Origin of the sequence: Phenylobacterium montanum (genome assembly GCF_018135625.1) — a bacterium.
Taxonomy (GTDB): Bacteria; Pseudomonadota; Alphaproteobacteria; order Caulobacterales; family Caulobacteraceae; genus Poindextera; species Poindextera montana.
Map to the genome: position 1 here is coordinate 1228560 of NZ_CP073078.1, position 25812 is coordinate 1254371.

19 protein-coding genes are annotated in these 25812 nt (G+C 67.9%); 4 read left to right on the top strand and 15 right to left on the bottom strand.

Annotated elements, in window-relative coordinates; translation table 11 throughout:
- Positions 1 to 11: 11 nt before the first annotated feature.
- From KCG34_RS05480 to KCG34_RS05505, 6 genes are all read right to left on the bottom strand, one after another.
- Complete coding sequence (locus KCG34_RS05480; protein ID WP_211939384.1) at positions 12 to 2267, bottom strand: TonB-dependent receptor; 2256 nt, start codon at positions 2265 to 2267, stop codon at positions 12 to 14.
- Between the two features lie 56 nt (positions 2268 to 2323).
- Positions 2324 to 2905, bottom strand: a complete 582-nt coding sequence (locus tag KCG34_RS05485) for a VOC family protein (RefSeq protein WP_211939385.1) — start codon at positions 2903 to 2905, stop codon at positions 2324 to 2326.
- 37 nt (positions 2906 to 2942) lie between these two features.
- A complete protein-coding gene (locus KCG34_RS05490) occupies positions 2943 to 3590 on the bottom strand; it encodes a carboxymuconolactone decarboxylase family protein (RefSeq protein ID WP_211939386.1) in 648 nt (215 codons plus the stop codon).
- Between the two features lie 29 nt (positions 3591 to 3619).
- On the bottom strand, positions 3620 to 4009 hold the full coding sequence (locus KCG34_RS05495; protein WP_211939387.1) for a nuclear transport factor 2 family protein: 390 nt from the start codon (positions 4007 to 4009) through the stop codon (positions 3620 to 3622).
- A gap of 366 nt (positions 4010 to 4375) precedes the next feature.
- A complete protein-coding gene (locus KCG34_RS05500; protein WP_211939388.1) occupies positions 4376 to 4999 on the bottom strand; it encodes a 2-hydroxychromene-2-carboxylate isomerase in 624 nt (207 codons plus the stop codon).
- 22 nt (positions 5000 to 5021) lie between these two features.
- On the bottom strand, positions 5022 to 6440 hold the full coding sequence (locus KCG34_RS05505) for an aldehyde dehydrogenase family protein (protein ID WP_211939389.1): 1419 nt from the start codon (positions 6438 to 6440) through the stop codon (positions 5022 to 5024).
- Between the two features lie 352 nt (positions 6441 to 6792).
- Between KCG34_RS05505 and KCG34_RS05510 the strand changes: the two genes are divergently transcribed.
- Positions 6793 to 8091, top strand: coding sequence for a spinster family MFS transporter (locus KCG34_RS05510; RefSeq protein ID WP_211939390.1), 1299 nt, complete (start codon positions 6793 to 6795; stop codon positions 8089 to 8091).
- Positions 8088 to 9734 (top strand): carboxylesterase/lipase family protein, encoded by a 1647-nt coding sequence (locus KCG34_RS05515; RefSeq protein WP_211939391.1) that lies wholly within the window; start codon positions 8088 to 8090, stop codon positions 9732 to 9734. The genes KCG34_RS05510 and KCG34_RS05515 overlap by 4 nt, the downstream gene beginning before the upstream one ends.
- Positions 9735 to 9736: 2 nt before the next feature.
- On the opposite strand, the gene KCG34_RS05520 is transcribed toward KCG34_RS05515, so the two are convergent.
- From KCG34_RS05520 to KCG34_RS05530, 3 genes are all read right to left on the bottom strand, one after another.
- Entirely contained in the window at positions 9737 to 10417 is a 681-nt protein-coding gene (locus tag KCG34_RS05520) for a TetR/AcrR family transcriptional regulator (protein ID WP_211939392.1), read from the bottom strand.
- A gap of 46 nt (positions 10418 to 10463) precedes the next feature.
- A complete protein-coding gene (locus KCG34_RS05525) occupies positions 10464 to 12068 on the bottom strand; it encodes an AMP-binding protein (RefSeq protein ID WP_211939393.1) in 1605 nt (534 codons plus the stop codon).
- A gap of 77 nt (positions 12069 to 12145) precedes the next feature.
- On the bottom strand, positions 12146 to 14392 hold the full coding sequence (locus tag KCG34_RS05530) for a TonB-dependent receptor (RefSeq protein WP_211939394.1): 2247 nt from the start codon (positions 14390 to 14392) through the stop codon (positions 12146 to 12148).
- Positions 14393 to 14613: 221 nt separating this feature from the next.
- On the opposite strand from KCG34_RS05530, the gene KCG34_RS05535 reads away from it, so the two are divergent.
- A complete protein-coding gene (locus KCG34_RS05535) occupies positions 14614 to 15912 on the top strand; it encodes a glycoside hydrolase family 1 protein (RefSeq protein WP_211939395.1) in 1299 nt (432 codons plus the stop codon).
- 50 nt (positions 15913 to 15962) lie between these two features.
- Here the strand turns inward: KCG34_RS05535 and KCG34_RS05540 are convergent, their stop codons facing one another.
- Positions 15963 to 16403 (bottom strand): MarR family winged helix-turn-helix transcriptional regulator, encoded by a 441-nt coding sequence (locus KCG34_RS05540; protein ID WP_211939396.1) that lies wholly within the window; start codon positions 16401 to 16403, stop codon positions 15963 to 15965.
- A gap of 89 nt (positions 16404 to 16492) precedes the next feature.
- Between KCG34_RS05540 and KCG34_RS05545 the strand changes: the two genes are divergently transcribed.
- The gene (locus KCG34_RS05545; RefSeq protein ID WP_211939397.1) at positions 16493 to 18271 is read left to right on the top strand and encodes a chloride channel protein; all 1779 of its coding nucleotides are present in this window, start codon (positions 16493 to 16495) and stop codon (positions 18269 to 18271) included.
- On the opposite strand, the gene cobA is transcribed toward KCG34_RS05545, so the two are convergent.
- The 5 genes from cobA to KCG34_RS05570 are packed head-to-tail and all read right to left on the bottom strand — an operon-like array spanning position 18229 to position 25729.
- Entirely contained in the window at positions 18229 to 19044 is an 816-nt protein-coding gene (gene cobA, locus KCG34_RS05550) for a uroporphyrinogen-III C-methyltransferase (RefSeq protein ID WP_249138231.1), read from the bottom strand. The two genes, KCG34_RS05545 and cobA, sit on opposite strands and share 43 nt — an antisense overlap.
- Positions 19007 to 21694, bottom strand: coding sequence for a molybdopterin oxidoreductase family protein (locus KCG34_RS05555; protein ID WP_211939398.1), 2688 nt, complete (start codon positions 21692 to 21694; stop codon positions 19007 to 19009). Before KCG34_RS05555 ends, cobA begins: the two co-directional genes overlap by 38 nt.
- Complete coding sequence (nirD, locus tag KCG34_RS05560) at positions 21694 to 22038, bottom strand: nitrite reductase small subunit NirD (protein WP_211939399.1); 345 nt, start codon at positions 22036 to 22038, stop codon at positions 21694 to 21696. The genes KCG34_RS05555 and nirD overlap by 1 nt, the downstream gene beginning before the upstream one ends.
- The gene (gene nirB / locus KCG34_RS05565; protein ID WP_376788212.1) at positions 22035 to 24494 is read right to left on the bottom strand and encodes a nitrite reductase large subunit NirB; all 2460 of its coding nucleotides are present in this window, start codon (positions 24492 to 24494) and stop codon (positions 22035 to 22037) included. Before nirB ends, nirD begins: the two co-directional genes overlap by 4 nt.
- 11 nt (positions 24495 to 24505) lie before the next feature.
- Positions 24506 to 25729 (bottom strand): nitrate/nitrite transporter, encoded by a 1224-nt coding sequence (locus KCG34_RS05570; RefSeq protein WP_211939401.1) that lies wholly within the window; start codon positions 25727 to 25729, stop codon positions 24506 to 24508.
- Between the last annotated feature and the right edge of the window lie 83 nt (positions 25730 to 25812).

Sequence of the window (25812 nt, forward strand, 5' to 3'; positions counted from 1 at the left end):
TCGACTCGAACTCAGAACTTCGCGCCCACGGACACGCCCCAGGTCAGGGGCGGCTCGTAGCTTTCCGGGGCCGACAGCGGCCCGACGGTGAAGCGCTCATAGAGCACACGCTCGTCGGTGAGATTTTTGACCCACCCCGAGACGCGGTACTTCTCGTCCGGCGTCGCCATGGAGACGGTGCCGTTGACGATGGTGTTGGCCTTGCGCAAGGAGAACCACGGCGCGACGACGTTGATCGGCGTCAGCGAGGTGTACTGCTTCGAGGTATAGGCGGCGTTGATGTTGGCGGAGAAGACGCCGAAATCCAGGCGAGTCCGATAGTTGAGCGCGCCGCTGAGCGACCAGTGCGGCACGCCGGGCAGCGGGATCTTCTTGTAGTCGTTGACCCCACAGAAATAAGGGTCCTCGCCCCCTGCACAGGGTCCGTTCAGGTTGGCGGTGAACTTGTCGAAGTGAGCGTCCAGGTAGCCCAGCGCCGCGTCGGCCGAAAAGCCGTGCCCGAGGACGGCGTGGGTCTCGATCTCCACCCCCTGATAGGTCGCCGCGCCGGCGTTGGCCACCACCGTCTCGTCAGCGTTGGTGACAGTGTTGAGGCGCTGCACCTCCTCCTGGATGTTGTTGTATTTTTCGATGAAGGCGTCGGCGTTGACCACCAGGCGCCGGTTCAGGAACTCGTTCTTGATGCCGATCTCGTAGTTGTCGACGTGTTCGGCGGCGTAAGGCCCGGCTGAGGACGCGCTGCCGGCGCGGCCGTTGAAGCCTCCCGAACGGTAACCGCGCGAATACTGCACATAGGCCATGTTGTCCGGCGTGATCTTGTAGTTCAGCACCGCCTTGGGCGAGAAATCGCTCCAGTTTGCGCTGTAGTTGAACTGGGTCGGAAAATAGAATGGCGGCGTGTTGTGGAAATCCTTGGATTCGTAGCTGTACCGCCCGCCGGCCGTCAGGGTCAGCTTGTCGGTGAAGTGCAGGTCCACCTGGCCGAACACGGCATAGGAATCGTCGCCTTGATTGGCGTACTGGGTGGTGATCTGCGCCGGCGGATAGACGCCAAACAGCGAGCCGCCCTCCAGGTTCTGCAGGGCGTAGTGCTGATGCAGGTAGTAGACCCCGGCGACATAGTCGAGGAAGTGCTTGCCGCTCGGCGAGGCGACATGGATCTCCTGGCTGAACTGGTCCTGGTTCTGGATGCGCTGGGAGACGAAGAAAGGCGCCGTGGACTCGCCAACGGTGACGTCGCCGGCCCCGCCATATTCATTGACGTTGTTGTCGTCGTACTCTCGATAGCCTGTGATCGAGGTCAGGACGCCCCAGTCGAAGCGCCAGTTCAGGGTCACCGACGCTCCGACTGTGTCGAAATTGAAGAAGGTAGGAAAGGTCACGTTGACGTCGTAGGGCTTCTGGTTCGGATTGGCCGCATAGCCGAGCTCGGCGAGCAGGAAATCGGGCGCGGGCGCGATAGAGCCAAAGGCCGGGGTCCCGTTCATGTTGGGGAAGCCCTTGTCGCGGTCGCGGGTGTGATCGACGACGAGCGTGGCGTCGAAGCGATCCGTCGGCGTGTAGAGCAGGGTAAGCCGCTCCGACAGGGAGTCGATCCCGCCCAGGGTGGCGCCGTTGGCGATGTTGTGGAGGTAGCCCCCGTAGTTCAGGTCCATGATCGAGACCCGGGCCGACAGCACGTCCTTGATCAGCGGAATGTCCAAGGCCCCACGCGCCTCGAGCCGGCCGCGGTCGCCGCCGGTCAACTCGATCTCGCCGTCCAGTTGCCCGGTAGGCTTCTTGGTGGTCATGGCGACCACCCCCCCGATGGTGTTGCCGCCGTCCAGCGTACCCTGCGGCCCCCGCCGGACCTCGACGCTGTCGATGTCGAACAGATCCTGGGTGGCGCCCACGTTGCGCGCCAGATAGACGCCGTTGATCTCGGCCCCGACCGTGGGCTCGAAGGTCGATTCGACGTCGCCGAAACCCAGGCCCCGGATCGAGAACGACGAGGCGTTGGGGAAGGTGGCGACCGCCTCCAGGGTCACATTGGGGATGCGCCCGTCCAGGTCGGTCAGGTTCACCACCGTCGCCTGCTTGAGGGTCTGGCTGTTGAACGCCGTCACCGCCAGCGGCGCGTCCTGCAGGCGAACGGCCCGCTTTTGTGCGGTGACGATGACCTCGCTCACCTGGTTCTGAGTCGCGTCCGCCGGGGCCTCCGCTGCGCGCGCCGCGGTGGCCAGCGCGACCAGGGCGGCGGACGCAAGAAGGGCGTGAAGTCGTTGCATGGTTGATCCCCCCAAGGGTCTTATCGTTGTTGCTGACGGCTTTTCGGCCGCGCGGATCAGGCGCCGGCGACGATCAGGCCGGTCGCCTTGACGCCCTCGGCCGTCATCGGATCGTGGGCGACGTCTTTTTCGGTGAGCGCGCGGGTCCAGGCGGCGAATTCCAGGCAGACGCCGTCCGGATCGAAGAAATAGACCGAGCGCACGAAAACGCCCGGATGCAGCTCGGCCGAGACCTGGGCCGGGGTGTCGTCGTGGTTCATCACCGGCGAGAGGGCTACGCCCTTGGCCCGCAGCTTTTCGCAATAGGCGTCGAACTTCTCCGGCGAGACGTCGAAGGCGATGTGGTTCATCGAGCCGTGGGCGCTGACCAGCGAGCCAACGCCGGGCAACGCCGCCGGCGCGGAGACGCCCGGCTGGCCCTCCGGGGCATCCGGGAACCAGAAGAACGCCAGGCTGTCGCCATTGCCGATGTCGAAGAAGAAGTGCTGCCCCATGCCGCCCGGCAGATCGATGGTCTTGGTCAGAGGCATGCCGAGAATGTCGCGGTAGAATTCCACCGTCTTGGCCATGTCCCGGCACACCAGGGCCAGGTGGTTGACGCCTCGGATCTCGAACTCGGTGTTCTGCTTCCCGGACATGGGGCTGGGTCCCTTTGCGATCGCAAGTTGGAGAAGATCAGCGCGGCGCGCGGGGCGAGGCGCTGAGGAAGTCGGTGGCTTTGAAGCCTTCGGGCGCGGCCACTTCGACGATGGGCTCGTCCCGGTCGTCGAACTCGAGGCGGAGGGCCCGGCACATCACCGCATGCATGTCGTAGAGGCAGGTGATGTAGGTCAGCTCGAGGATCTCCAGGTCGGACAGGAAGGTCTTCAGCTTGTCGATCACCGCTTCGGGCGTGCGCCCGCCAGCCATGGACAGGCAGTCGGTATAGGCCAGCACGGCCCGTTCCTTTTCGTCGAACACGTCGGAGACCGCCCAGTGCGGAACTGCGGCGATCTTCTCTTCCGACACGCCCAGGCCACGCAGCGACTTGCAGTGCTGGGAAAAGACGAACTGGCTGCCCTTCACCCACCCGGCGCGGGTCTGTCCCAGCTCCCGAAGGACCGGGTCGAGCTTGCGGTCAGGGTGGCGATAGACGGCGAACCCATCGACCGCGTGCTTGAAGATGTCTGGCGCCAGGGCGAACACCGTCCACCAATCGCCGCGCGTGCCGGTCGCCGTGCCCGGCTGGGTCACCGGATCGCGGTCGCCAAACAGGCGGTTGTAGTACTGCAGCACCACCTCGGACGGGGCGTCGGCGCGAGAAACCTGGCGTAGTCTAGGCATGCGGAAACTTCCCTTTGGCTAAGGCGGCTCTAGGCGGCGGGGCGACGGAAGGCGGCGACCTGGGCGGAGTCGAAATATTCGTCCAGGCGGGTGATGTGGCCGTCCTCGACGGCGCAGACGATACAGGCGGTCAGGCTCACGGCCTCGCCGTCGGCGCGAACGCAGCGCAGCTCATGCTGGTGCACGAACCCGCCTTCGAAGACCTTCAGCCGACGGTCGGCATAGACCCTGGTGGGGATCCGGCGAACGAAGTCCTTAAGGGTGGCCGCGTTCTCTTCGCGAGTCTGCTCCAGACCGTCGGTGTTGTGCCAGATGCGGGCGTTCGGAGCGTAGGAGCCGTAGACCGTGTCGATATCGCCGGCCTCGACGGCGTCGAAGAAGCGCTTGGCCAGGGCCGCGATCCCATCGGCGTCACTCATTCCAACCTCCCCGCGCCGCGTTTCAGCGCCTTTCCGCCTTGAGGCGGATTGTTCAATTTCGGTCGACCGATGCAGCTTTGCATCCAATGATTGGACATATCAACCCATATAGAACTTTTTTCAGAAAGATTGCATGCAATCTTAGCTACGCGACGCAAGACGCTGGGAGCGCTTTGCGGGCTCACGGCCAACCGGAGAGGCCGACGCCCAGCTAAGATCGGGCTGCGCGAGACCTCGGGGGAGGAGCGAGCGTGACTCATCATTCCAGCCTGCGGGCTGTCGTCCTGTTGCTGCTTTCGTCGCCGGCCGTCGCATCGCCAAGGGCGTCAAGGCGGTGCTGCTCCCGTAGGACTGTCGAGGACAGACTTAGGTTCGGCGGTCGCCCAGTCGGCCGAGCGCCTGCCGGACAATCGGCAGCTGGTCGTTGCCGAAGTAGAGGTCGGCCCCATTGACGAACATGGTCGGCGAACCGAAGCCGCCGCGGTCGATGACCTCCTGGGTGTTGGCCCTCAGGCGCTGCTTGATGTCCTCATCCTGGCTTCGTCTCGCGAGGGCGTCGCCGTCGAGACCGCAATCCTTGGCGACATCGACCAGCACTGCGACTTCGTCCAGATTGCGCATTTCGCCGAAATAGGCTTCGAACGCGCGCTCGGCGAAGCGGAACAGCGCCGCCTGGTCCGGCTCCAGCACACAGCAGAAGCGCATGGCCTGGACCGATTTCACCGGATGGTGCGGCGAGGGGAAATTCATGGCCACCCCTGCCAGCCGCGCCCATTCCTTCAGCCATTTGAAGCTGTGCCGGATCTTGGGATTGTCCGGATCGGCGCGCCCGGCATAGACGCTCGGGTTCACCGCGTTGAACACCCCGCCGACCAGGAACGGCCGCCAGGTGATGGACGCGCCGGTCTCCCGGACGATCGGCTGGATGTTGTGGAAAGCCACTCGCGTCCAGGGCGAGGAGAGATCGAAGAAGAATTCGAGGTCGGCCACTCGCTCTCTCCGGCGTCCGCCTCTATTGCCGCGCCACGTAGACAGCCTGGGGCGCCATGAATTCCAAGAGGCCCTCCATGCCGTTCTCAACGCCGAGGCCGCTCTGCTTGTGGCCGGCGAAGGGCGTGTCCGGACGCAGGTTTAGGTTCTGGTTGATCCAGACCGTGCCGGTCTCCATGCGCCGGGCGATCTCCATCGCCTGGTCCACATTCTTTGACCAGACCGCGCCGGCGAGGCCGTATTCGCTGGCGTTGGCCCGGTCGACCACCTCGTCGATCGAGGAGAACTTGAGCATCGGCAGGATCGGGCCGAAGGCTTCCTCCTGCACCACCCGCTCGTGCTCCGGCGGGTTGTCGACGATGGTCACGGGCACGAAATAGCCTTCGCCCTCCGGGATCTCGGCGCCCTGCAGCAGCACCAGGTTCTTGGCCTTGGCGTCGTTCAACAGGTCCATGACCCGCTCGTACTGGCGCCGGTTCTGGATCGGCCCCAGGACCGTGCCCTGCTCGGCCCCATCGCCGACCTTGACCCCCTTGGCGATGGCGGCGAGCCGATCGCGCAGGCCGTCATAGACGTCGGCATGGACATAGAGCCGCTTGGTGGCGACGCAGATCTGGGCGGTGTTGAAGAAGGCGCCGAAGAAGATCTTCTGCGCCACTTCGTCGAGATCGACATCCGGCAGCACGATGGCCGCGTCGTTGCCGCCCAGTTCCAGGGTGACGCGCTTGAGGTCCTTGGCCGCGCTTTCCATCACCCGCTTGCCGGTGGCGGTCGAGCCGGTGAAGGAGATCTTGGCGAATCCCGGATGGGCGGTCATCAGCGGCCCGAGGTCGTCACCGCCCGAGATCACGTTCAGGACGCCCGGCGGCAGCACCTCACGCCAGATCTCGCCGATCTTCAGGGTGCAGAGCGGGGTGAAGGGCGAGGGCTTGAGCACCATGGTGTTGCCGGCCACCAGGGCCGGGGCGATCTTCCAGACCGCCAGGGTCACCGGGAAGTTCCAGGGCGCGATGGCGCAGACCACGCCCAGGGGGACATAGCGGGTCTCGATGAATTGGGTAGCCGAGTCCTCGGACACGTGCACCGGCGGGGTCATGCCGGAGACGGCGTGCATCCAGGCGGCGGCGCCGAGGATCTCCTGCTTGGCGGCGTCGACGGGCCGCCCCTGTTCCTGGGTGAACAGGCGCGCCAGTTCGTCGGCGTGGGCGACCAGGGCCTCGCCGGCCTGGCGAACCAGGGCCTGGCGCTCCTCGATCGGCCGGCGGCGCCAGGTCTTGAAGGCGGCCTGGGCCGTGGCGACGGCTTCGTCGAGCTGCTCGCGGGTGCAGTCCGGCGCGTGGGCGAAGACGGCGCCGGTGGCGGGGTTGACCACCTCGATCTCGCCGGCCGTCCGGGCGGCCTGACCGTTGATCGTCATGGTGAAATTGGAGCGGATGTCCATCGTCGCCTTCCTCGGTTCCCAGCCTACCAAGGCAGCCTAGCGGGCTGCCGCAGCGGCAGTGGAGAGGGTTGGGCGCGAAAAATGCGGCCACCTATTCCAGAGCGAGGGCGATCATCTCCTGGGTCAGGGCCTGCAAGGGGGCTTGTCCGCCGGCACGAAGAAATCCGTATCGACCATGCCCAGGGCTCAAAGAGCCGCGGGCGCAAAGATGTTCACACACACGATAGTGAGTATTGACGTTCGTCGCCGGCCCGCGGCATGGTGCGGCCAAGTCGACGCCTGTGATCGATTCAGAAAGCCATGGGAGAAGCCGGTGGGGAGTGCGCGGTCGCCAAGGGTCGGCCCCGAGGCGATGACCTGTGACGAGTCGGCGCGGGCGGCGCCGGGCGCTCGGGCCTGGGCGGTGTTGGCCATGCTCTGCTTCGTCTATGTGCTGAACTTCCTCGACCGGCAGCTGCTGTCGATCCTGGCAAAGCCGATCCAGGACAGCCTGCACATCTCGGACGGCCAGCTGGGCCGCATCGGCGGGCTCTATTTCGCGCTGTTCTACTGCCTGATCTCGATCCCGGTCGGCTGGCTGGCGGACCGGACCAACCGGGTCAAGGTGCTGTCGCTGGCCTGCGCATTGTGGAGCGCGGCGACCATGGCCTGCGGCCTCTCCGCCAGCTATCCGCAGCTGGTCGCCGCCCGCATGACCGTAGGCGTGGGCGAGGCCGGAGGCGTGCCGCCCTCCTACGCCATCATCACCGACTATTTCCCGGCCCGCCGGCGCGGCTCGGCCCTGGCCCTGTTCAACCTCGGCCCACCGATCGGCCAGGCGTTGGGGGTGGCGTTCGGCGCCTCGATCGCCGCCGCCTACAGCTGGCGCCACGCCTTCGTGCTGCTGGGCGCGGTCGGCCTGTTCGCCGCCCTGTCGGTGATCCTGGTGGTGCGCGAGCCGCCGCGCGGAGGGCTCGACACGGTCGAAACGCATGCGCCTGCCGAAAAGGCCGGGTTCCGCGAGACTTTCCTGGCCTTTTTCTCGCGTCCGGCCCTGGTGCTGGTCGCCCTGGCCAGCGGGGCGACCCAGATGGTCACCTATGGCGCCGGCAACTTCACCTCGCTGATCCTGATGCGCGAGAAGGGCATGACCCTGAAGGCGCTCGCACTCTATTACGCCCTGGTGGTCGCGGTGGGCATGGGCGGCGGCATCTTCGCCTCGGGCCTGGCGATCGACCACTTCACGCCTCGATCCAAAGCCGCCTACGCCCTGATCCCCGCAGTCACCCTGGCCATCGCAGTCCCGTTCTTCGTTGGCTTTGCGTGGGCGCCGTCCTGGCCGCTGGCCATCGCCCTTTTGCTCGGCCCGACTTTCTTCAACTACTTCTACCTCTCCTCGGCGGTGGCCCTGGTGCAGCAGGAGAGCGCGCCGAACCAGCGGGTCATGGCCGGGGCCCTGCTGCTCTTGGTCATGAACCTGATCGGCCTGGGGCTTGGTCCGACCTATGTCGGCTGGATCAGCGATCAGCTCCACGCAGCCCATCCGCACAATAGCCTGCAACTCGCCTTCTACGCCCTGACGCCCTTCTATGGCCTGGCGATCGTCCTGTTCCTCTGGCTGGCCCGCGTGCTGGCCCGGGAGGGGCGCGCGGCCGGAGACCCGATCCAATGATCAAGCGCCATCCCCTCGCCGCCCTCGCGGCGGCTGTCTCGCTCCTTGCGGCGGCCTCACCCGCCCCTGCGCAGGACCGGCCCGTGGTCGATGCGCCGGCCGGCCAGGTCCAGGGAACGCTCGACGGCGAGATCCGGGTGTTCAAGAACCTGCCGTACGCCCAACCGCCGGTGGGGCCGTTGCGCTGGAAGCCGCCCGCGGCGCCGGCCCGCTGGAGCAACCTTCGCGACGCCTCGCAGTTCGGGCCCGCCTGCCTGCAGCCCCGGGCGGCCCAGGCCGGCATCTATACCGACAACCTGCCGCAGATGAGCGAGGACTGCCTGTCGCTGAACATCTGGACGCCCAAGGACGCCAAGGCCGCGCCGGTGATGGTCTGGATCCACGGCGGCGCGCTGAGCGGCGGCGGCGCCCGGGAGGCGATCTATGACGGCCGGCGCCTCGCTGAGCGCGGGATCCTGGTGGTCTCGATCAACTATCGGCTGGGCGTTTTGGGCTACCTCGCCCATCCAGGCCTGAGCGCGGAGTCTCCGCTGGGCGTCTCCGGCAACTACGGCCTGCTCGATCAGATCGAGGCCCTGAGATGGGTGAAGCGCAACATCGCCGCGTTCGGCGGCGATCCGGCGAAAGTGACCATAGCGGGCGAATCCGCCGGCGGCCTCAGCGTCATGTACCTGATGGCTGCGCCGGACGCCCGCGGCCTGTTCGCCAAGGCCATAGCCGAGAGCGCCTACATGATCTCGACCCCGTCGCTGACGGAGCGTCGGTTCGGCGAAATACCGGCGGAAGAGAGCGGCCTCGCCCTGGCGGCCAAGCTGCATGCGCCGGACATCGCGGCGCTGAGGGCCATGGACGCCGAGAAGCTGACCAATGCGGCGGCCATGGCGCGGTTCGCACCCTTCGCCGCCGTCGACGGCCATGTGCTGCCGGGCCAACTGGTCGACGTGTTTGACAGGGGGCAACAGGCGCACGTGCCGATCCTGGCGGGCTTCAACAGCGGAGAGATCCGCTCCCTGGCCATATTGGCGCCGCCGGTTCCGGCCAATGCGGCGACCTATGAGGCGATCATCCGCAGCCGCTATGGCGACTTGGCCGACACTTTCCTGCGGCTCTATCCGAGCAGCAATCTGCACGAGAGCATCTTCGCCACGACGCGGGACGCGCTCTATGGCTGGACGGCGGTGCGGCTGGTCAAGAAGCAGGCCGAGCTAGGCCTGCCGTCATACCTCTACCTGTTCGACCACGGCTATCCGGCCGCCGACAATGCGGGGCTGCACGGCTTCCACGCCAGCGAGCTGCCGTTCGTGTTTGGCACCGCGGACCGCACGCCGGCCTACTGGCCCAGGCCGCCGAAGACGGCGGGCGAGGCAGCCCTGTCCGACGCCATGCTGGACTATTGGGCGAGCTTCGTCGCGACCGGCGCGCCGAAGGCTGCGGGCCAGCCGGACTGGCCGGCCTATGACACCGCGGGCGCCTTCATGGCGTTCCAGGATAGCCCTCGGCCATGGGCCAGCCTGATGCCTGGCATGTACGCGTTGCACGAGGCGGTGGTCTGCCGCCGACGGGCCAAGGGCGACATCGCCTGGAACTGGAATGTCGGGATCGCCTCGCCACCCCTGCCGCCCGCGACCGCAGCCTGCCGCTGAAATCAGCCCTTTTCGGACTTCAGCGACAGGAAGCCGGCGGCCATGAAGCGGGCGATGCGGGCCTTGACCGCCATGAAGTCGTCGGAATGGCAGACCCCGCCGGACAGCCGGTCGATGCGGCCGGTGCGGGCGAAAGTGTTCATCAGGGCGCCGGTGACGAAGTGGTAGCCCCAGAAGATGTCCTCTTCCGAATAGTCCGGCAGGGCCTTCTTGAGGATGCCGACCAGCTTCAGCACCACCGGATCGAAGTGGACGTCCATCAGCGCCGCCCCCTCGGGCGTGTTGCTGACCCGGGCGCAGAAGGCGGCGTAGTTCATCCAGGGCTCGCCGCCCTGAAAATAGAGATCGAGGTCGGTGTCGAGAAAGGCGTGCAGCGCGCCCTCCACCGTCGGATGATCGCCAACCTCGGCCTCGTAGCGGTCCAGAGCCTCCACCCGCCGCCCGCTGGTCACGGCGGCCCGACGGGCGAACACCGCTTCGAACAGGCTGAGCTTGTCGTCGAAATAGTAGTGCAACAGGGTCGTGTGCACGCCGACGCGCAGGGCCACGTCGCGCAGGGTCACCCCGTGCAGGCCGTTCCTGGAGAATAGGAATTCGGCCGCATCGAGTATCTGCTCGAGCGTTTCGGCGCGCTGCTCGGCCTTGGTGCGGCGAACCCGCTTGGGCGTCGGCCCCTCGGACATCAAGCCAACCTCTCAAATCCGCGGGCAGGCTGGCTCGGCGCACGCGTCAGGAACTGGACCCTCCGCCAGCAGCCTCCCCCTGCGCGTATTCGGCACGCAGCCTGATCTTGTCAATCTTTCCCGTAGACGCCAGGGGCATGGCCTCGACCTGCACGATGCGGTCAGGAAGCCACCAGTCGGCCACCTTGCCGCGCAAGCCCTGCAGCAGATCCTGCTCGTCGATGGCCTCGCCCCTGATCGGCTCGACGATCAGCACCGGGCGCTCGCCCCATTTCGGGTCCGGCCGGCCGATCACCGCGACCTGAGCGACATCGGGGCGGCGGCCGACAATGTCCTCGATTTCGGCCGGATTGATCCACTCGCCGCCCGACTTGATCAGGTCCTTGGAGCGCCCGCAGATGGTGAGATTGCCGGCCTCGTCGAGGCTGGCGAGATCGCCGGTGTCGAAATAGCCCTCCGGATCGAGCGCGTCGGCCTCGGCCTTGAAGTAGCGGTCGAGCACGCTGGCGCCCTTGACCTTCAGATGGCCGACCACCCCGCGCTGCCGGGCGAGCGTGACCCCGTCCGCGTCGGTGAGCTTGAGGTCGAGGCCCATCACCGGGCGCCCCGAGGCCCGCAATGCGCCGGGCGGCGCATCGCGCGACGCCACGGCGCCCAGGGGCGACAGCTCGGTCATGCCCCAACTGGTCTGCACCTGCGCGCCCAATCGCTGTTCCATCCGCTGGATCAGGGCGTCGGGGCAGCTGGAGCCGCCGATGATCAGCCGTTCCAAGTCGGGCAACTCGCCGCCCGTGGCGTCCAGGTGGTCGATCACGCCGAGCCAGACTGTCTGGACGCCGGCGGCGACCGTGATCTTCTCGTCTCGCATCAGGCGGGCCAGGCTCGCGCCGTCCGTATGCCTGCCAGGCAGCATCAGCTTTGCGCCCACCGCAGGCGCGGCGAAGGGCAGGCCCCAGCCATTGGCGTGGAACATGGGCACGGCGACCAGCACCGCATCGCGGCCGGTCAGGGCGAAGGCGTCGGCCTGGAGCGCGCGCAGGGTGTGCAGGTAGTTGGAGCGATGGGTGTAGAGCACGCCCTTGGGGCTTCCCGTGGTGCCGGAGGTGTAGCAGAGGCCGGCCGGGGTCTCCTCGTCGAAGCCGCCCCAAGCCACAGCGGCGCCGTGCGCTTGCAGCAGCGCCTCATAGGCCCAGGCCCTGGCCTGACCGCCGGCCACCGGACCGGGCGCCGCCTCCTCGTCCAAGAAGATGACGTGCTCGAGCCCGGGGCACAGCGGGAGGATTTCGTTCACCAGCGGCAGAAGGTTCGCCGCCGCCGCCAAGACCCGGTCCTCGGCCTCGTTGACCATCGCCGCCAGATGGGCCGCAGTCAGACGCGGGTTGAGCGTGTGACAGACCAGGCCAAAGCCCATGGCCGCGTAGTAGGTTTCCAGGTGGTGCTGGGTGTTCCAGGCCAGGGTCGCGATCCGGTCGCCGAAGCCCAGCCCCAGCGACGCCAATGCGCCCGACAGCCGATTGCTGCGCTCGTGCAGCGCCGCATAGCCGATACGTCCGGCGACCTGGCCAGCGTCGGCCGTGACCACCGCCTGCTCCCCCGACCATTTGGCGGCGTGATCGAGGAACTTGTCTACCGTTAAGGCGTAGGACTGCATGGTCAGACAGACGGGCCTGCAAAACAAAGCTCGGCCGCCGGCTGGACTAGCCAGCACGGCGGCCGCAAGGGGGACCGCTAGAAGGTCTTCATGACGCTGACGCCGAACTGGCGCGGCGCGCCGGCCAGGCGGATCGGCGACAGCAAGGCGCTGACATAGTGGTCGTCGGTGAGGTTGTAGGCGTAGCCGGTGACGACATAGCCGTTATGGGTCCAGGCGAGTGAAGCGCCCACAATGTCCCGCGCCGCCAGGTAGTCGCCCTGAGCCCGGTTGTCGAACAGCGTTCCCCACTGGTCGGAGATGTGGCTGTAGGTCATGCCCGGCGTCAGGGTGTCACCGTCGTTCAGGTGGAAATTGTAGCTGGCGCCGAGGTTGAAGGTGAAATTGGGCGCGTAGGTCTGCGGATGCCCGCCGAGATTGATACAGAAGGCGCTCGCCGGTCCCTTGGTCGGATTGCAGACATGTCCGTCGGTGCCGACCCTGGGATCCTCGGAATAGAACGTGCCGAGCTCGGTATGCTCCAGGCCCAGGCCCGCATTGAGCGAGAAGTCTCCGAACACCGCCTGGACCGAGCCTTCGACCCCGTAGAGCTTGGTGCGCCCGGGGACGTTCTCCTCGGTCTGGCTGAAGAACGACGGGTCGTTCGGCAGGGGAATGATCACCTGGAAGTGCTGGAAGCTGTTGTCGTAGGCGCCCACCTGCAGCCGCACATGGTTGTCGAACAGGCTCGACTTCCAGCCGATCTCGTAGTCGGTCACATATTCCTGCTTGAACGGCGGGGGCATGTAACCGCCGAAGAAGTAGAGCGGCGTGTTCAGGCCGCCGGGCTTGGCCCCGGTGGCGACGAAGGCGTAGAGGAAATTGTGTTCGTTCAGGTTCCAGTTCAGCGTGACCTTGCCGGTGAGGTTGTTGCCCTTCTCGCTGCCGTTCATGCTCCAGCTGTAGCCGTACGGAATGAGTTCGGGGATGTAGAAGGTCCCGACATTCTTGGTGAACCAGTTGGTGTAGCGGGCGCCGACCTGTAGCTGGAAGCCGGCCGGCAGGTCGTAGCTGACCTGACCAAACACCGCCCAATTGTAGGTCCGGTTTGTCCCGTTCAGGTCTTCGTCATAGACGCCGTGCGGTACGCCGATTTCGAACCCTCCATACGGGAAGTTGTAGGTGATGTTCCCGTAGTAGGCCCCGAGGATCCAGGTCAGCGGCCCCTTGCTGGGCGAAATGACGTTGAACTCCTGGGACAGGGTCGTCGTGTCCACGCCCTCGTCGATCATGTAGTTGCTGCCGGTCGGCGCCGCGGCTGTCGGCCCGGTCCAGGCGGTCCCGTCGATGTCGCCGGTCCAGGCCGACCGGCTGGTCGCGCCGCTGGTGACCGACCGGAAATCGACGCCGCCGTCGGTCACATAGTCGATCTTGATCGTGCTGCGCACGAACTGGTCGATCGCCGAGGTGTGCCAGTTGTTGGCGAAATTGAACAGGCTGCCGGTCCCGTTCACCTTGCCGGTCTGCGGATTGATGATCGCGTCGCCGAAGTATCCGCCGTTGTTCAGGTAGTCGTAGTCCAATTTCGCGAGCACCGAGAGGTGCGCGTCGGGCTTCCAGAGCAGCGACAGCCGGAAGGCCCCCCACTTGACGTTGGGATCGCCCGTCCAGGGCCCTGAGATGTGGTAGAAAGTATCGCGATACTGCCCGTCGAAGGCCACCCGCGCGGCCAGGGTGTCGCTGATCGGGAGGTTCACGGCGCCCTGCAGGCCGGTGTCGTTGTAGTTGCCGTAATGCCCCAGCAGATAGCCGTCGTGGCCGCCGCCGATGACGGGGTTGTTGGTATTGACGATGATCGCTCCGCCGGTGGCGTTCTGGCCGCTGAAGGTGCCCTGCGGGCCACGCAGCACCTCGACGCCGGCCACGTCGAAATAGGGCTCTTCCTGGATGTAGCCGGGGAAGGTGGCCGCACCGTCGCGATAGGTGATCACCCCCGTGGACGTCTGGGTGTTGTGCTCGCCCTTGCCGATGCCGCGGATGTCGACGTCGTTACCCTGGCCGAAATTGTTGACCGTCAGCGAAGGGCTGACGAACTGCAGCTGGTCGACCGTGAACACGCCTTGCTTGGAGAGATCCTTGCCGTTGATGACGGTGGCGGCGATGGCGGTCTTCTGCAGGTTGGTGGTGCGGCGTTCGGCGGTGACGACCACCTCGCCGATCTTGCCCGCGCCGCTGTTCGAGCCCGACTGCGCCGCGGCAGGCGCCTGAGCCGACTGGGCGGCCGCCGAGCCACCCCATCCCAAAGCGATCACCGAAGCGCTGAGCCAAAGTGCGTGAAACTTCATCGCCCTCCCCTTCCCCAAATTGGTCGCGCTCTTGCGGCGCGCACCCTGACGCTGCCCTTCACTCGCTAGCCTGTCAATACTCATTCATTCGTGACTGAATATGTTGACCCTGGTCGCGAACGCCGCATAGATGGCTGACGGAGGAAAGCCGGCCAGGACGTCATCGTGCGAGGTCATGAGCCCAGCGCGCCGGACGCCGTTCGAATAGGGAGCGCTGCAGAATGATCAGCCGCAGGACGATCTTGGCGGCCGCTGGGGCCGCCACGCCGGCGCTGTCGGCCGAGGCCAAGGCAGTAGCGCGCAAGGCGCCGCCAGGCTTCCTCTGGGGCACGGCGATCTCGGCCTATCAGAGCGAAGGCGGCAACACCAACACCGACTGCTGGCTACTCGAGAACCTGACCCCCACGGTCTACAAGGACCGTTCTGGCGACGCCTGCGACAGCTACCACCGCTTCGCCGAGGACATCGCCCTCAACGCGGCCCTGGGCTTCAACTGCTACCGCTTCGGCATCGAATGGGCGCGCATCGAGCCCAGCCCGGGCAAGTTTTCCAACGCCGAACTGGACCACTATGAGAAGGTGCTGGAAGCCTGCCACGCGCACGGCCAGACGCCGGTGGTCACCTTCAACCACTTCACCGTCCCTTTGTGGTTCGCGGTGCGTGGCGGCTGGGAGCAGGCCGACGCCGCCGACCTGTTCGCCCGCTATTGCGAGCATGTGACGCAGCGCCTCGGCCCCCTGATGGGCCGGGCGACCACCTTCAACGAGGCCAATGTCCAACTGCTGGTGCAGGTGATGGGCCAGATCCTGCCGCACTCGCCGACCACCGGCCAGATGCTCGAGGCGGCCCGCCGCGCCACCGGCTCGGAACGGTTTTCGTCGATGGTCTACGCCAATCCGGACGTCACCCAGCCGATCCTGCTGGAGGCCCACCGCAAAGCCTATCAGGCCATGAAGGCCGCCCGCCCCACCCTGCCCGTCGGGATCAGCCTGACCACCCAGGACATCCAGGCCGTGGGCGAGAACTCGCTCGCACCCCAGATGGAGGCCAGGCTCTATGGCGGCTGGATCGACGCGGCGAAGACCGATGCCGATTTCATCGGTGTACAGACCTACACCCGCTTCCGCTTCGACAGCAAAGGCTGGGCGCCCTTCCCGCCCGGCGCAGAACTGACCGCCGCGGGCTACGAGTTCTATCCCCAGGCCCTCGCCGCCACCATCCGCTGGGCGCACAAGACCATCGGCAAGCCGATCTACGTCACCGAGAGCGGCATCGGCACGGACGACGACAGACGCCGCATCGCCTTCATCGACCAGGCGCTGGACGGGGTGCGCGCCTGCCTGGACGAGGGCCTCCCGGTGCACAGCTATCTCTACTGGTCGCTGCTGGACAATTTCGAGTGGTCGTCGGGCTTCGCCAAGCATTTCGGCCTGGTCGCGGTCGACCTCGAAACCTTCAAGCGCACGCCCAAGCCCAGCGCCTATCACCTGGGCCGTCGAGCGAAGTTGAGCCTTCTTTGAACGAGGGCGACGGCGCCGCCGCCGATCCGGGCTAATGCGGTCCATCCATCTCAGCTCACCATGAGCTGTAAGCCGTTCAGCACCCGCGCAAGGGCAGGCTCGACGCTCTTCAATTCGTCCAGATGCGCGGCGGTAAGGTCGGCCAGCATGGCTGTCGCGTGCGGGGTCAGGGCGAGTTCGGCGCGGCGCCGGTCACGGGGCGAATGGGTCTTGGTCACCAGGCCCGCCTCGACCATGCGCACGACCAGCTCGGCCGCGGTATGCGGGGCGATCAGAAGCCGTTCGGCCAGAAGGCCCACTGACGGCGGCTCGGCGCCCATGTGGCCGGCTATGGCCAAGAGCGCCTGGTGTTGTTGCGGCGGCAGGCCGGCGCGCGCAGCGGCGGCCTCGCTGAAGGCCAGGAACCGGCGCAGCTGATAGCGGAACTCGGCGATGGCCGCATAGTCACGCCGGGAGAGGCCGGGCCGGCCCTCAGAATCATCCCCGCTCAAGTCATCGCTCCTTTGGACTAGATAATATCGTAATACGATGTATATGCGGCGCCCGCGAGGAGCATTTGATGGCCAGGGATACCGCCGAAATGAATCGATCCGCCCCCCAGCCCAGGATCCTGGCCGACTTCACCGCCGACCGTCGACTCCTGATGCTGACAGCGATGGCGCTGCTGGTCGGGACTGGCGGGGCGTTTGCAGCCATCGTGCTCATCAAGCTGATCGCCCTCGTCACCAACCTCATCTGGTTCGGGCGGGCTGACCTGGTTTCGCGCTCCCTGGCTGGAGCCCACCGCGGGCCGTGGATGGTGGCCGCGCCAGCCCTGGGCGGCCTCGTCATCGGGCTGATGGCGCGGTTCGGCTCGGAAAAGATCCGCGGCCACGGCATCCCCGAGGCGATCGAGGCGATCCTGATCGGCGGCAGCCGCATGTCGCCCAAGGTAGCGGTGCTGAAGCCCATATCCTCGGCCATCTCCATCGGCAGCGGCGGGCCTTTCGGCGCCGAGGGGCCGATCATCATGACCGGCGGCGCGATCGGCTCGCTGTTCGCCCAGTTCTTTCACTTAAGCGCGGCAGAACGGAAGACCCTCCTGGTCGCCGGCGCGGCGGCCGGCATGACCGGCATCTTCGGCACGCCGGTGGCCGCGGTCCTGCTGGCGGTCGAATTGCTGTTGTTCGAATGGCGCCCCAGGAGCTTCATCCCGGTCGCGGCGGCGGCGGTCACGGCGATCTCCTGGCGGCCGATGCTGTTCGGGCCGGCGCCGCTGTTCCCGTTCTCGGGCGACCCACAGCTTCCCTGGTGGGGCCTGATCGCCTGCGCGGGGCTCGGTGTCGCCGCCGGACTGCAGTCGGGCCTGCTGACCAAGCTGCTCTATGGCCTGGAGGACGCCTTCGAGCGCCTGCCGATCCACTGGATGTGGTGGCCGGCCCTCGGCGGAATCGTGGTCGGCCTGGGCGGCCTCGTCGAGCCGCGGGCGCTGGGCGTCGGCTACGACGTGATCGGCGACCTTTTGAACGGCCATTTGCTGGTGCAGGCTGTGGTCGCGATCCTCCTGGTCAAGGCGGTGGTGTGGCTGGTGGCGCTGTCGTCCGGCACCTCCGGCGGGGTGCTGGCGCCGCTGCTGATCCTGGGTGGGGCCATGGGCTGGCTGGTCGGGCTGACCCTGCCGGGATCACCCGGCTTCTGGGCGCTTCTGGGCATGGCGGCGATGATGGGCGGAACCATGCGCTCGCCCCTGATGGGCGCGGCCTTCGCTGTAGAACTGACCGGAGATGTGCGCATGCTGGCTCCGCTCTTGGCGGCGACGGCGGCGGCCTACATGGTCACGGTGCTGCTGCTGAAGCGCTCGATCCTGACCGAGAAGATCGCCCGCCGCGGCCAACATATCACCCGCGAATATGGAATCGACCCCTACGAGTTGACCCGGGTCGCCGAGATGATGATCACCCCGGTCGACGCCCTGGACGCCCACCTGTCGGTGCCTGCAGCCGTGGCGGTGCTGGAGAGCGGTGAGCACCGCGTCTATCCGGTAGTCGATGGCCGGCAGCGGCCCGTGGGCCTGGTCTCGCGCGCCGACGCCCTGCGTTGGAAGGTCGAAGGCGGGCACGAGGGCGAGACCTTGGGCGAACGGGTCTCGGATTCGGGGCTGGCCGTGGTCCATCCCGAGGATGTGGTCGCCCGCGCGGTCGACCTGATGCTGGAGGCCGACCAGGGCCGCATTCCGGTGACCGACGCCAAGACCGGTGAACTGATGGGCCTGCTGACCCGCAAAAACCTTCTCCAGGTCCGCTCGGCGGTGCTGAGGTCCGAGGGCGAACGGCGCGCCTATTTCAGGCCGGGCCGGCGCAGCGCGGGGGGCGAAGCGTAGGACAGAGCCGCCTTCGCCTGAGCGGTCACGGCGCCGATCACAACCACCACGGGCCCACTTGGCCCCATATCCGCCATGGCCGCCCCCAGGGCTTCGAGATCGGCCGCGCGCGCTTGAGCGGCCGGCCGGCCGGCGTCTTCGACGATCAGGCAGGGCGTCGCAGGCGAGCGGCCCTCTGCGATCAGGCGTTCGGCGACCGCGCCGGCGGCGTCGCGGCCCATATAGAGCGCCAGTGTGGTGTCGGCGGAGACGAGACCGTCCCAGCCCTCGGTCTGCAGGGCGCCGTCGGTCAGGCGCGCGGTGGCCAGGACCAGGCGGCGGGATTCGGCGCGATGGGTCAGGGGGAAGGCGAACTGGGCCGCCGCCGCGCTGGCGGCGGTGACGCCGGGAACGATCTCGACCTTGACCCCGTGGGCTTCCAGGAAAGCCCGCTCCTCGCCCGAACGGCCGAACACCGACGGGTCGCCGCCCTTCAGCCGCACCACCTTCAGGCCCCGGCGGGCCAGGCGCAGCATCAGCCGGTTGATGGTTTCCTGCTTCATGCTGGCCTCTCCGGCGCGCTTGCCGGTGCGGATGCGCACGCAGCCGCGGGGCGCCAGGTCGACCACCTCGTCCAGCACCAGGGCGTCGTAGAGCAGGGCCCCGGCGCTCTCGATGGCGCGGGCGGCGCGCAGGGTCAGAAGGTCGGCCGAGCCGGGCCCGGCGCCGACCAGCAGCACCTCGCCCAAGGCAGGATCATGCAGCATCACGGTCATCTCCTGCTGGAACGGCATGCCGGGCGATCAGGCCGGCGACCTGGGTGCGGCACGAGCCGCAGTTGGTCCCGGCGGCGGTGGCGGCGGCCACCGCGTCGACGGTGACGGCGCCGCCGGTCACGGCCTTGACGATCGCGCTTTCGCGCACCTTGAGGCAGGCGCAGACGACCGGGCTGGTGTCCATCGGCGCGCCGATCTTGCGGCCGGCCAAGAGCGACATGCGCTCTTCCTGGCCGAGGCGCTCCAGCTCGAACAGGCTGGCCAGCCAGTCGCGCGGCGGCAGGGCGAGACCGGCCGGGGCGATGAACAGCAGCCGCTCCAGCCGCTCCTTCAGGATCACAGCGCGACGGAAGGCGCCCGTGCCGGGGTCGGTGAAGGTCAGGGTCTCGCCGGCGCTGTCCGGCGCCAGGGCGGCGATCAGCCGGGCGCGCTCGCGATCGTCGCCGCGGCCGGCGATTTCGTAGAGCTGGCAGGCGTCCTGGGGCGTGCGCCGCCAGATCAGGTCCAGCTGGCGCGGCGGCGACTGGATGCGGCGGTCGATGAAGAAGGCGAGCCAGGTCTCGCGATAGGCCGAAACCCTGGCAGGGGTGTGCTTGAACTCCGGCTGGCCCGAGCGCGGGTCGACCGCCTGGCCGATTAGGCCGTTGGAGCGGCCGGACGGCGCGAAGGCGTCGGTCCAGTGCATGGGCATGAAGAGGCCGCCCCGGCGCTGGCGATCGGTCAGCCGGGCCACGGCCACCGCCTCGCCCTGGGCCGTGCGGAGGCGGGTCAGGGCGCCCTCCTCCACCCCGAACGCCACCGCGTCCTCTGGGTGGATCGCGACATAAGGCTCGGGCGCATGGCGGCAGAGGTCGGCGGCAAGGCCCGTGCGGGTCATGGTGTGCCAGTGGTCGCGCACCCGGCCCGTGTTCAGCGAGAAGGGAAAGGCGCCGTCCGCCGCCGACGCCGGCCCCTGTGGATGGACCACATTCAGCTTCGCCTTGCCGTCCAGCGTGGCGAAGCGGCCGTCGGCGAACAGGCGCGGGGTGTCGCCGCCACCCGGCGTTGGCGGCCACTGCACCGGCGCCAGGGCGTCGTACTCGGCCGGGGTCAGGTCGATCAGCGGCCCGAGGTTCAGCGGCCGGCGGGTATTTTCGAACGCGGTCAGACGCGCGTATTCGCGGAACACCGCCGCCGGGTTGCGCCAGCCGAAGGCTTCGCCATGGCCCATGGCCGTCGCAACCTCGGCGATGATCCGCCAATCGGCCCTGGCCTCGCCGGGCGCTGGGAAGGCTGGCCGCTGGCGCGAGATGCGGCGCTCGGAATTGGTCACCGTGCCGTCCTTCTCGCCCCAGGCCAGGGCCGGCAGTTTGACGTGGGCGAACGCCGTGGTGTCGGTCTCGGCCATCACGTCGGAGACCACGACGAAGGGGCAGCGGGCCAGGGCTTCGCGCACCCGGCCGGAATTGGGCATCGACACGGCTGGGTTGGTGGCCATGACCCACAGGGCCTTGATGTGGCCGTCGCGCACCGCCTCGAACATGTCGACGGCCTTGAGGCCCGGCTTGGCCGCGGTGTTCGGCGCGCTCCAGAAGCGGGCGACGCGGTCCACCGCCTCGGCGTCGAAATCCATGTGCGCGGCCAGGGTGTTGGCCAGGCCGCCGGTCTCGCGCCCGCCCATCGCGTTGGGCTGGCCGGTGATCGAGAACGGGCAGGCGCCTGGCTTGCCGATGCGGCCGGTGACCAGGTGGGCGTTGAGGATCGAGAGGCCCTTGGCCACCCCTTGCGCCGATTGGTTGGCGCCCATGGAGAACAGGCTGACCGTGCGCTCCGTGCGCGCGAACAGGTCGTAGAAGCGGATCAGGTCCTTCAGCGCGATCCCGCAGTCCTGCGTCACCGCCGCCGGTCCCTGGTCGTCGGCCTCGAGCGCCTTCTGCAGATCGTCGAAACCACTGACGTGGGCTTCGACGAAGGCCCGATCGACCACGCCACGGCGGATCAGCTCGGCCAGGAGGCCGTTCCACAGTCGCACGTCGCTCTGCGGCGCGATGGCCAGGTGCAGGTCGGCCATGTCGGCGGTGTCGGTGCGACGGGGATCGACCACCACCCACGCCTGACCGCGCGCCCTCGCCTGCTCCATCCGCCGCACCAGCACCGGATGGGTCCAGGCGGCGTTGTGGCCGGAGAAGACGATCAGGTCGGCCAGCTCCAGGTCCTCATAGCAGCCGGGGACTAGGTCGGCGCCGAAAGCCAGCTTGTGCGCCGCCACAGCCGAGGCCATGCAGAGCCTTGAATTGGTGTCGATATTGGCCGAGCCGATAAAGCCCTTCATCAGCTTGTTGGCGGCGTAGTAGTCCTCGGTCAGAAGCTGGCCCGAGACGTAGAAGGCCACCGAATCCGGTCCATGCCGCTCGATGGTTCGGTTGAAGGCCTGGGCGACCCGCCGGATCGCGGCCTCCCACGTCGCCGGCCGGCCGCCGATCTCAGGGCGCAGCAAACGCCCCTCCAGCCCCACCGTGGCCCCGAGCGCCGTCCCCTTGGAACACAGGCGGCCGTAGTTGGCCGGATGCGCCTTGTCTCCCGCCACGGCCAGGGCGCGACCGCTCCCCGGCAGGGCCGAGACCCCGCACCCCACCCCGCAGTAGGGGCAGGTGGTGCGGATGGGGGAAGGGCCGGAGCCGTCGGCCACTACCGCGCGAGCCCCAGGAAGATCCGCCCGCTCCGCACCTCCACCCGCGCCGTGGGGGTGCAGCCCTTGCCGGCGTCGGCGCCGGTGGGATGGCCGGTGGCCAGGTCGATGATCCAGTTGTGCAGCGGGCAGGCCACGGTGCGGCCATGCACGATGCCCTGGCTCAGCGGCCCCTGCTTGTGCGGGCAGCGGTCGTAGAGGGCGTAGACCTCGTTGTCGCCGGTGCGGAACACCGCAAGGTCGCCCTGCGGGCTCGGCACCCGCCGGGCGCCGCGGCGCGGGATGTCGGTGACCGCGCCGATGTCGGTCCAGAGGGTCTCGGGCGCAGGGGCGATTGCGTTCATGCGTCGACGAACTCCAGGCGGCGGCTCAGGGGGTTGAATTCATCGCTGTCGCGGCCGGCGACCCGCTGGGCCCAGGGGTCGATGCGGGCGCTGCGCTGGGCGAAGGCGAAGCGGCGATAGAGGGCGCGGCGCTCTTCCAGATCGTCGGCCACGCGGGCCTTGATCTCATCCAGGCTCACCCGGTTCATCCACTTGTAGATCCGCTCCAGGTACCAGCCCTCCTCGCGATAGAGCTGGATGACGGCGGTGATGGTCTCGATCGCCTCGGCCTCGGTCCTGACCTTGGTCAGGACCTCGGTCCCGCGGATATCGAGACCGGCGGCGCCGCCGATATGGATCTCGTAGCCGCTGTCGACGCAGATCACGCCCACGTCCTTGCAGGTGGCCTCGGCGCAGTTGCGCGGGCAGCCGGAGACGCCAAGCTTGACCTTGGCCGGGGTCCACGAGCCCCACAGGAACTTCTCCAGCCGCACGCCCAGGCCGGTGGAGTCTTGGGTGCCGAAGCGACACCACTGGCTGCCGACACAGGTCTTCACGGTGCGCAGCGCCTTGCCGTAGGCGTGGCCCGAGACCATGCCGGCGGCGTTCAACTTGGCCCAGACCGCGGGCAGATCGTCCTTCTTCACGCCCAGAAGATCGATGCGCTGGCCGCCGGTGACCTTGACCGTCGGAATGGCGAACTCGTCGGCCACATCGGCGATCGCACGCAGCTCGGCCGGGCTGGTCAGCCCGCCCCACATGCGCGGCACCACCGAATAGGTGCCGTCCTTCTGGATGTTGGCGTGGACCCGTTCGTTGACGAAGCGCGACTGCTTGTCGTCGCGGTATTCGCCGGGCCAGGCGCACAAGAGATAGTAGTTCAGCGCCGGGCGGCAGGAGGGGCAGCCGTCGGGGGTCTTCCACTCCAGGGCCTGCATGACCTGGGGGATCGACTTCAGCTCGTCCTCGACGATCCGCCGGCGGACCAGGCCGTGGCCGTGGGTCGTGCATTTGCAGACCGGCTTCGGCCCGGTCTCGGCTTTGAAGCCGTCGCCCAGGGTCAGGGCCAGGACCTGCTCGACCAGCGGGGTGCAGGAACCGCACGAGGCCGAGGCCTTGGTCACCGCCCGCACGCTGTCGAGGTTGGTCAGGCCGTGGGCGGTGATGGCCCCCACGATCTCGCCCTTGCACACGCCGTTGCAGCCGCAGATCTCGGCGGTGTCCGCCATCGCCGCAACGGCCGAGCTAGGGCCCTGGCCCCGAAGGCCCTCCGTGATCGCCTGGCCGAAGATCAGCGTCTCGCGCATCTCGGCTACCGGCTCGCCGGAGCGCATCAGGTCGAAGTACCAATTGCCGTCTGCGGCGTCGCCGAACATGACGGCGCCGGCCAGGCGGCCTTCCTTCAGGACCAGGCGTTTGTAGACCCCGCGGCCGGCGTCGCGAAACACCAGGTCCTCGCAGCCCTCGCCGCCGGCGAACTGGCCGGCGGAAAAGACATCGACGCCCGAGACCTTCAGCCGGGTCGAAAGGGTCGAGCCTTCATAGGCCGCGTCCTTGTCGGTCAGCACATCGGCCAGGGTGCGGCACATGTCCCAAATGGGGGCCACCAGGCCGTAGGCGACGCCCCGGTGCTCGGCGCACTCGCCGACGGCGAACACCGCGGGGTCCGAGGCGCGCATCTGGTCGTCGACCACCACGCCGCGGTTCACGGCCAGGCCCGCGGCCCTGGCCAGGGCGGCGTTGGGGCGGATGCCGACGGCCATCACCAGCAGGTCGCAGGGGAGGACGCGGCCGCCCTTCAGCTTCAGACCGGCAACGCGGCCGCCTTCGCCCAGGATTGCTTCCGACTGGGCGCCCAGCACGGTCTCGACCCCGCGCTCGCGCAGGGCCTCGGTCAAGAGGTAGCCGGCCGCCTCGTCCAACTGCCGCTCCATCAGCACGTCCATCAGGTGGACCACAGTCGCCTTCATGCCGCGGCGGGCCAGGCCATAGGCGGCCTCAAGGCCCAGCAGCCCGCCGCCGATCACCACGGCTTCAGCGCCCGGCTGCTCGGCCGCTGTCAGCATGGCGTCGACATCGTCGATGTCGCGGAAGGTGACCACGCCCTTCAGCTCCGCGCCCGGCAGCGGCAGGCGCACCGGGTCCGAGCCGTTGGCCAGCACCAGGCGGTCGTAGGCGACCACAAGCCCGCCCTCGGCCTCGACCGTGCGGGCCGCCGGATCGATGGCGGTGACCGCCTGGCCGGCGTGCAAGGTGATGGCGTTGTCGCGGTACCAGGCCTCGTCGTTGATGACGATGTCGCCGAAGGTCTTCTCCCCGGCCAGGACCGGGGAGAGCATGATGCGGTTGTAGTTCACCCGAGGCTCGGCCCCGAACACGGTGATCTCGTAGCGGTCCGCATCGCGCTTGAGGACCTCTTCGATCAGCCGGCAACCGGCCATGCCGTTGCCGACCACCACCAGGCGCTGCTTTGTCATGCTCATGTCCCTCAGACCCGAACCGGCACGGCCTGGGCGCCGGAAAGCTGAGGCCAGCGGGCGCGCCAGTGGCTTTTGAGGATCGCCAGGGCGCCGAGGGCCGCCAGGGCCAGGGCGGCGAAGCCCAGGAAGCCGGCCTGATATGTGCCCGTGACCTGCTTCGCGAAGCCGAGGGTGGTGGCGAGGTAGAAGCCCCCCACCCCGCCCATGGCGCCGACGACGCCGGTGATCACCCCGATCTCCCGGGCGAAGCGCTGGGGCGCCAGCTGGAACACCGCGCCGTTGCCGGCGCCCAGGGCGCCCATGGCGAACAGGATCACGGCCAGGGCGGTGAAGGGGGTGGCCAGGTGGAAGCTCGCCACGGCCAGGCCCACCGCGGCCAGGGCGTAGACCGCCATCAGGGTGCGCGCGCCGCCGAAGCGGTCGGCCAGGGCCCCGCCGACGGGGCGCAGCATCGAGCCGGCGAACACGCAGCCGGCGGTGAAGAAGCCGGCGATCACCGGGTCCAGCTTATATTCGCTGTTGAAATAGATGGTCAGGGACGAGGCCAGGCCGGAAAAGCCGCCGAAGGTGACGCTGTAGAGGAACATCAGCCACCAGCAGTCCGGGACTTTCAGCACGCCGAGATATTCGACCAACCGCTTGGGCGCGGGCCGCGCCGGGGCATCCTTGGCCAGGACCAGATAGACCGCCAGGGTCAGGGCCAGCGGAATGGCGGCGAGGCCTATGACGTTGGTCCAGCCATAGGCCTTGGCCAGGCTGGGCGCGAACAGGGCCGCCAGCGCCGTGCCGGAATTGCCGGCCCCGGCGACGCCCAGGGCGAGGCCCTGATGCTCCGGCGGATACCAGCGCGAGGCCAGCGGCAGGGCCACGGCGAAGGACGCGCCCGCCACCCCCAGCACCACCGCCAGCAGCAGCACCTGGTCGTAGCTCTTGATCCCGAGGAACCAGGCCAACCCTAGTCCCGCCAGCACCACCAGCTGGCCGATGATCCCCGCCCGCTTGGGGCCGATATGGTCGACCAGCACCCCGAACACGATGCGCAGGGCGGCGCCGGCCAGAAGCGGCGTCGCCACCATCAGCCCCTTCTGGGCCGGGTCCAGATGCAGGCTCTTGGAGATGGCCACGCCCAGCGGGCCCAAGAGCACCCAGACCATGAAACTCAGGTCGAAATAGAGGAAAGCCGAGAACAGGGTCGGCGGGTGTCCCGCCTTCATGAAGCCGCGCAACGACATCTCGTCTCCAGTGCAGTGGCCAATAAAAAAGCGCCCGGGCGGGGATCTTCCCGCTCGGACGCCATTGTCCCGTCATGCCGCCG

Bases quoted from the DNA above. Each gene is read 5' to 3' on its own strand.
- KCG34_RS05480 (WP_211939384.1), bottom strand. From the start codon at position 2,267: ATGCAACGACTTCACGCCCTTCTTGCGTCCGCCGCCCTGGTCGCGCTG.
- KCG34_RS05485 (WP_211939385.1), bottom strand. From the start codon at position 2,905: ATGTCCGGGAAGCAGAACACCGAGTTCGAGATCCGAGGCGTCAACCAC.
- KCG34_RS05490 (WP_211939386.1), bottom strand. From the start codon at position 3,590: ATGCCTAGACTACGCCAGGTTTCTCGCGCCGACGCCCCGTCCGAGGTG.
- KCG34_RS05495 (WP_211939387.1), bottom strand. From the start codon at position 4,009: ATGAGTGACGCCGATGGGATCGCGGCCCTGGCCAAGCGCTTCTTCGAC.
- KCG34_RS05505 (WP_211939389.1), bottom strand. From the start codon at position 6,440: ATGGACATCCGCTCCAATTTCACCATGACGATCAACGGTCAGGCCGCC.
- KCG34_RS05510 (WP_211939390.1), top strand. From the start codon at position 6,793: ATGACCTGTGACGAGTCGGCGCGGGCGGCGCCGGGCGCTCGGGCCTGG.
- KCG34_RS05515 (WP_211939391.1), top strand. From the start codon at position 8,088: ATGATCAAGCGCCATCCCCTCGCCGCCCTCGCGGCGGCTGTCTCGCTC.
- KCG34_RS05520 (WP_211939392.1), bottom strand. From the start codon at position 10,417: ATGTCCGAGGGGCCGACGCCCAAGCGGGTTCGCCGCACCAAGGCCGAG.
- KCG34_RS05525 (WP_211939393.1), bottom strand. From the start codon at position 12,068: ATGCAGTCCTACGCCTTAACGGTAGACAAGTTCCTCGATCACGCCGCC.
- KCG34_RS05530 (WP_211939394.1), bottom strand. From the start codon at position 14,392: ATGAAGTTTCACGCACTTTGGCTCAGCGCTTCGGTGATCGCTTTGGGA.
- KCG34_RS05535 (WP_211939395.1), top strand. From the start codon at position 14,614: ATGATCAGCCGCAGGACGATCTTGGCGGCCGCTGGGGCCGCCACGCCG.
- KCG34_RS05545 (WP_211939397.1), top strand. From the start codon at position 16,493: ATGAATCGATCCGCCCCCCAGCCCAGGATCCTGGCCGACTTCACCGCC.
- cobA (WP_249138231.1), bottom strand. From the start codon at position 19,044: ATGCCGTTCCAGCAGGAGATGACCGTGATGCTGCATGATCCTGCCTTG.
- nirD (WP_211939399.1), bottom strand. From the start codon at position 22,038: ATGAACGCAATCGCCCCTGCGCCCGAGACCCTCTGGACCGACATCGGC.
- nirB (WP_376788212.1), bottom strand. From the start codon at position 24,494: ATGACAAAGCAGCGCCTGGTGGTGGTCGGCAACGGCATGGCCGGTTGC.
- KCG34_RS05570 (WP_211939401.1), bottom strand. From the start codon at position 25,729: ATGTCGTTGCGCGGCTTCATGAAGGCGGGACACCCGCCGACCCTGTTC.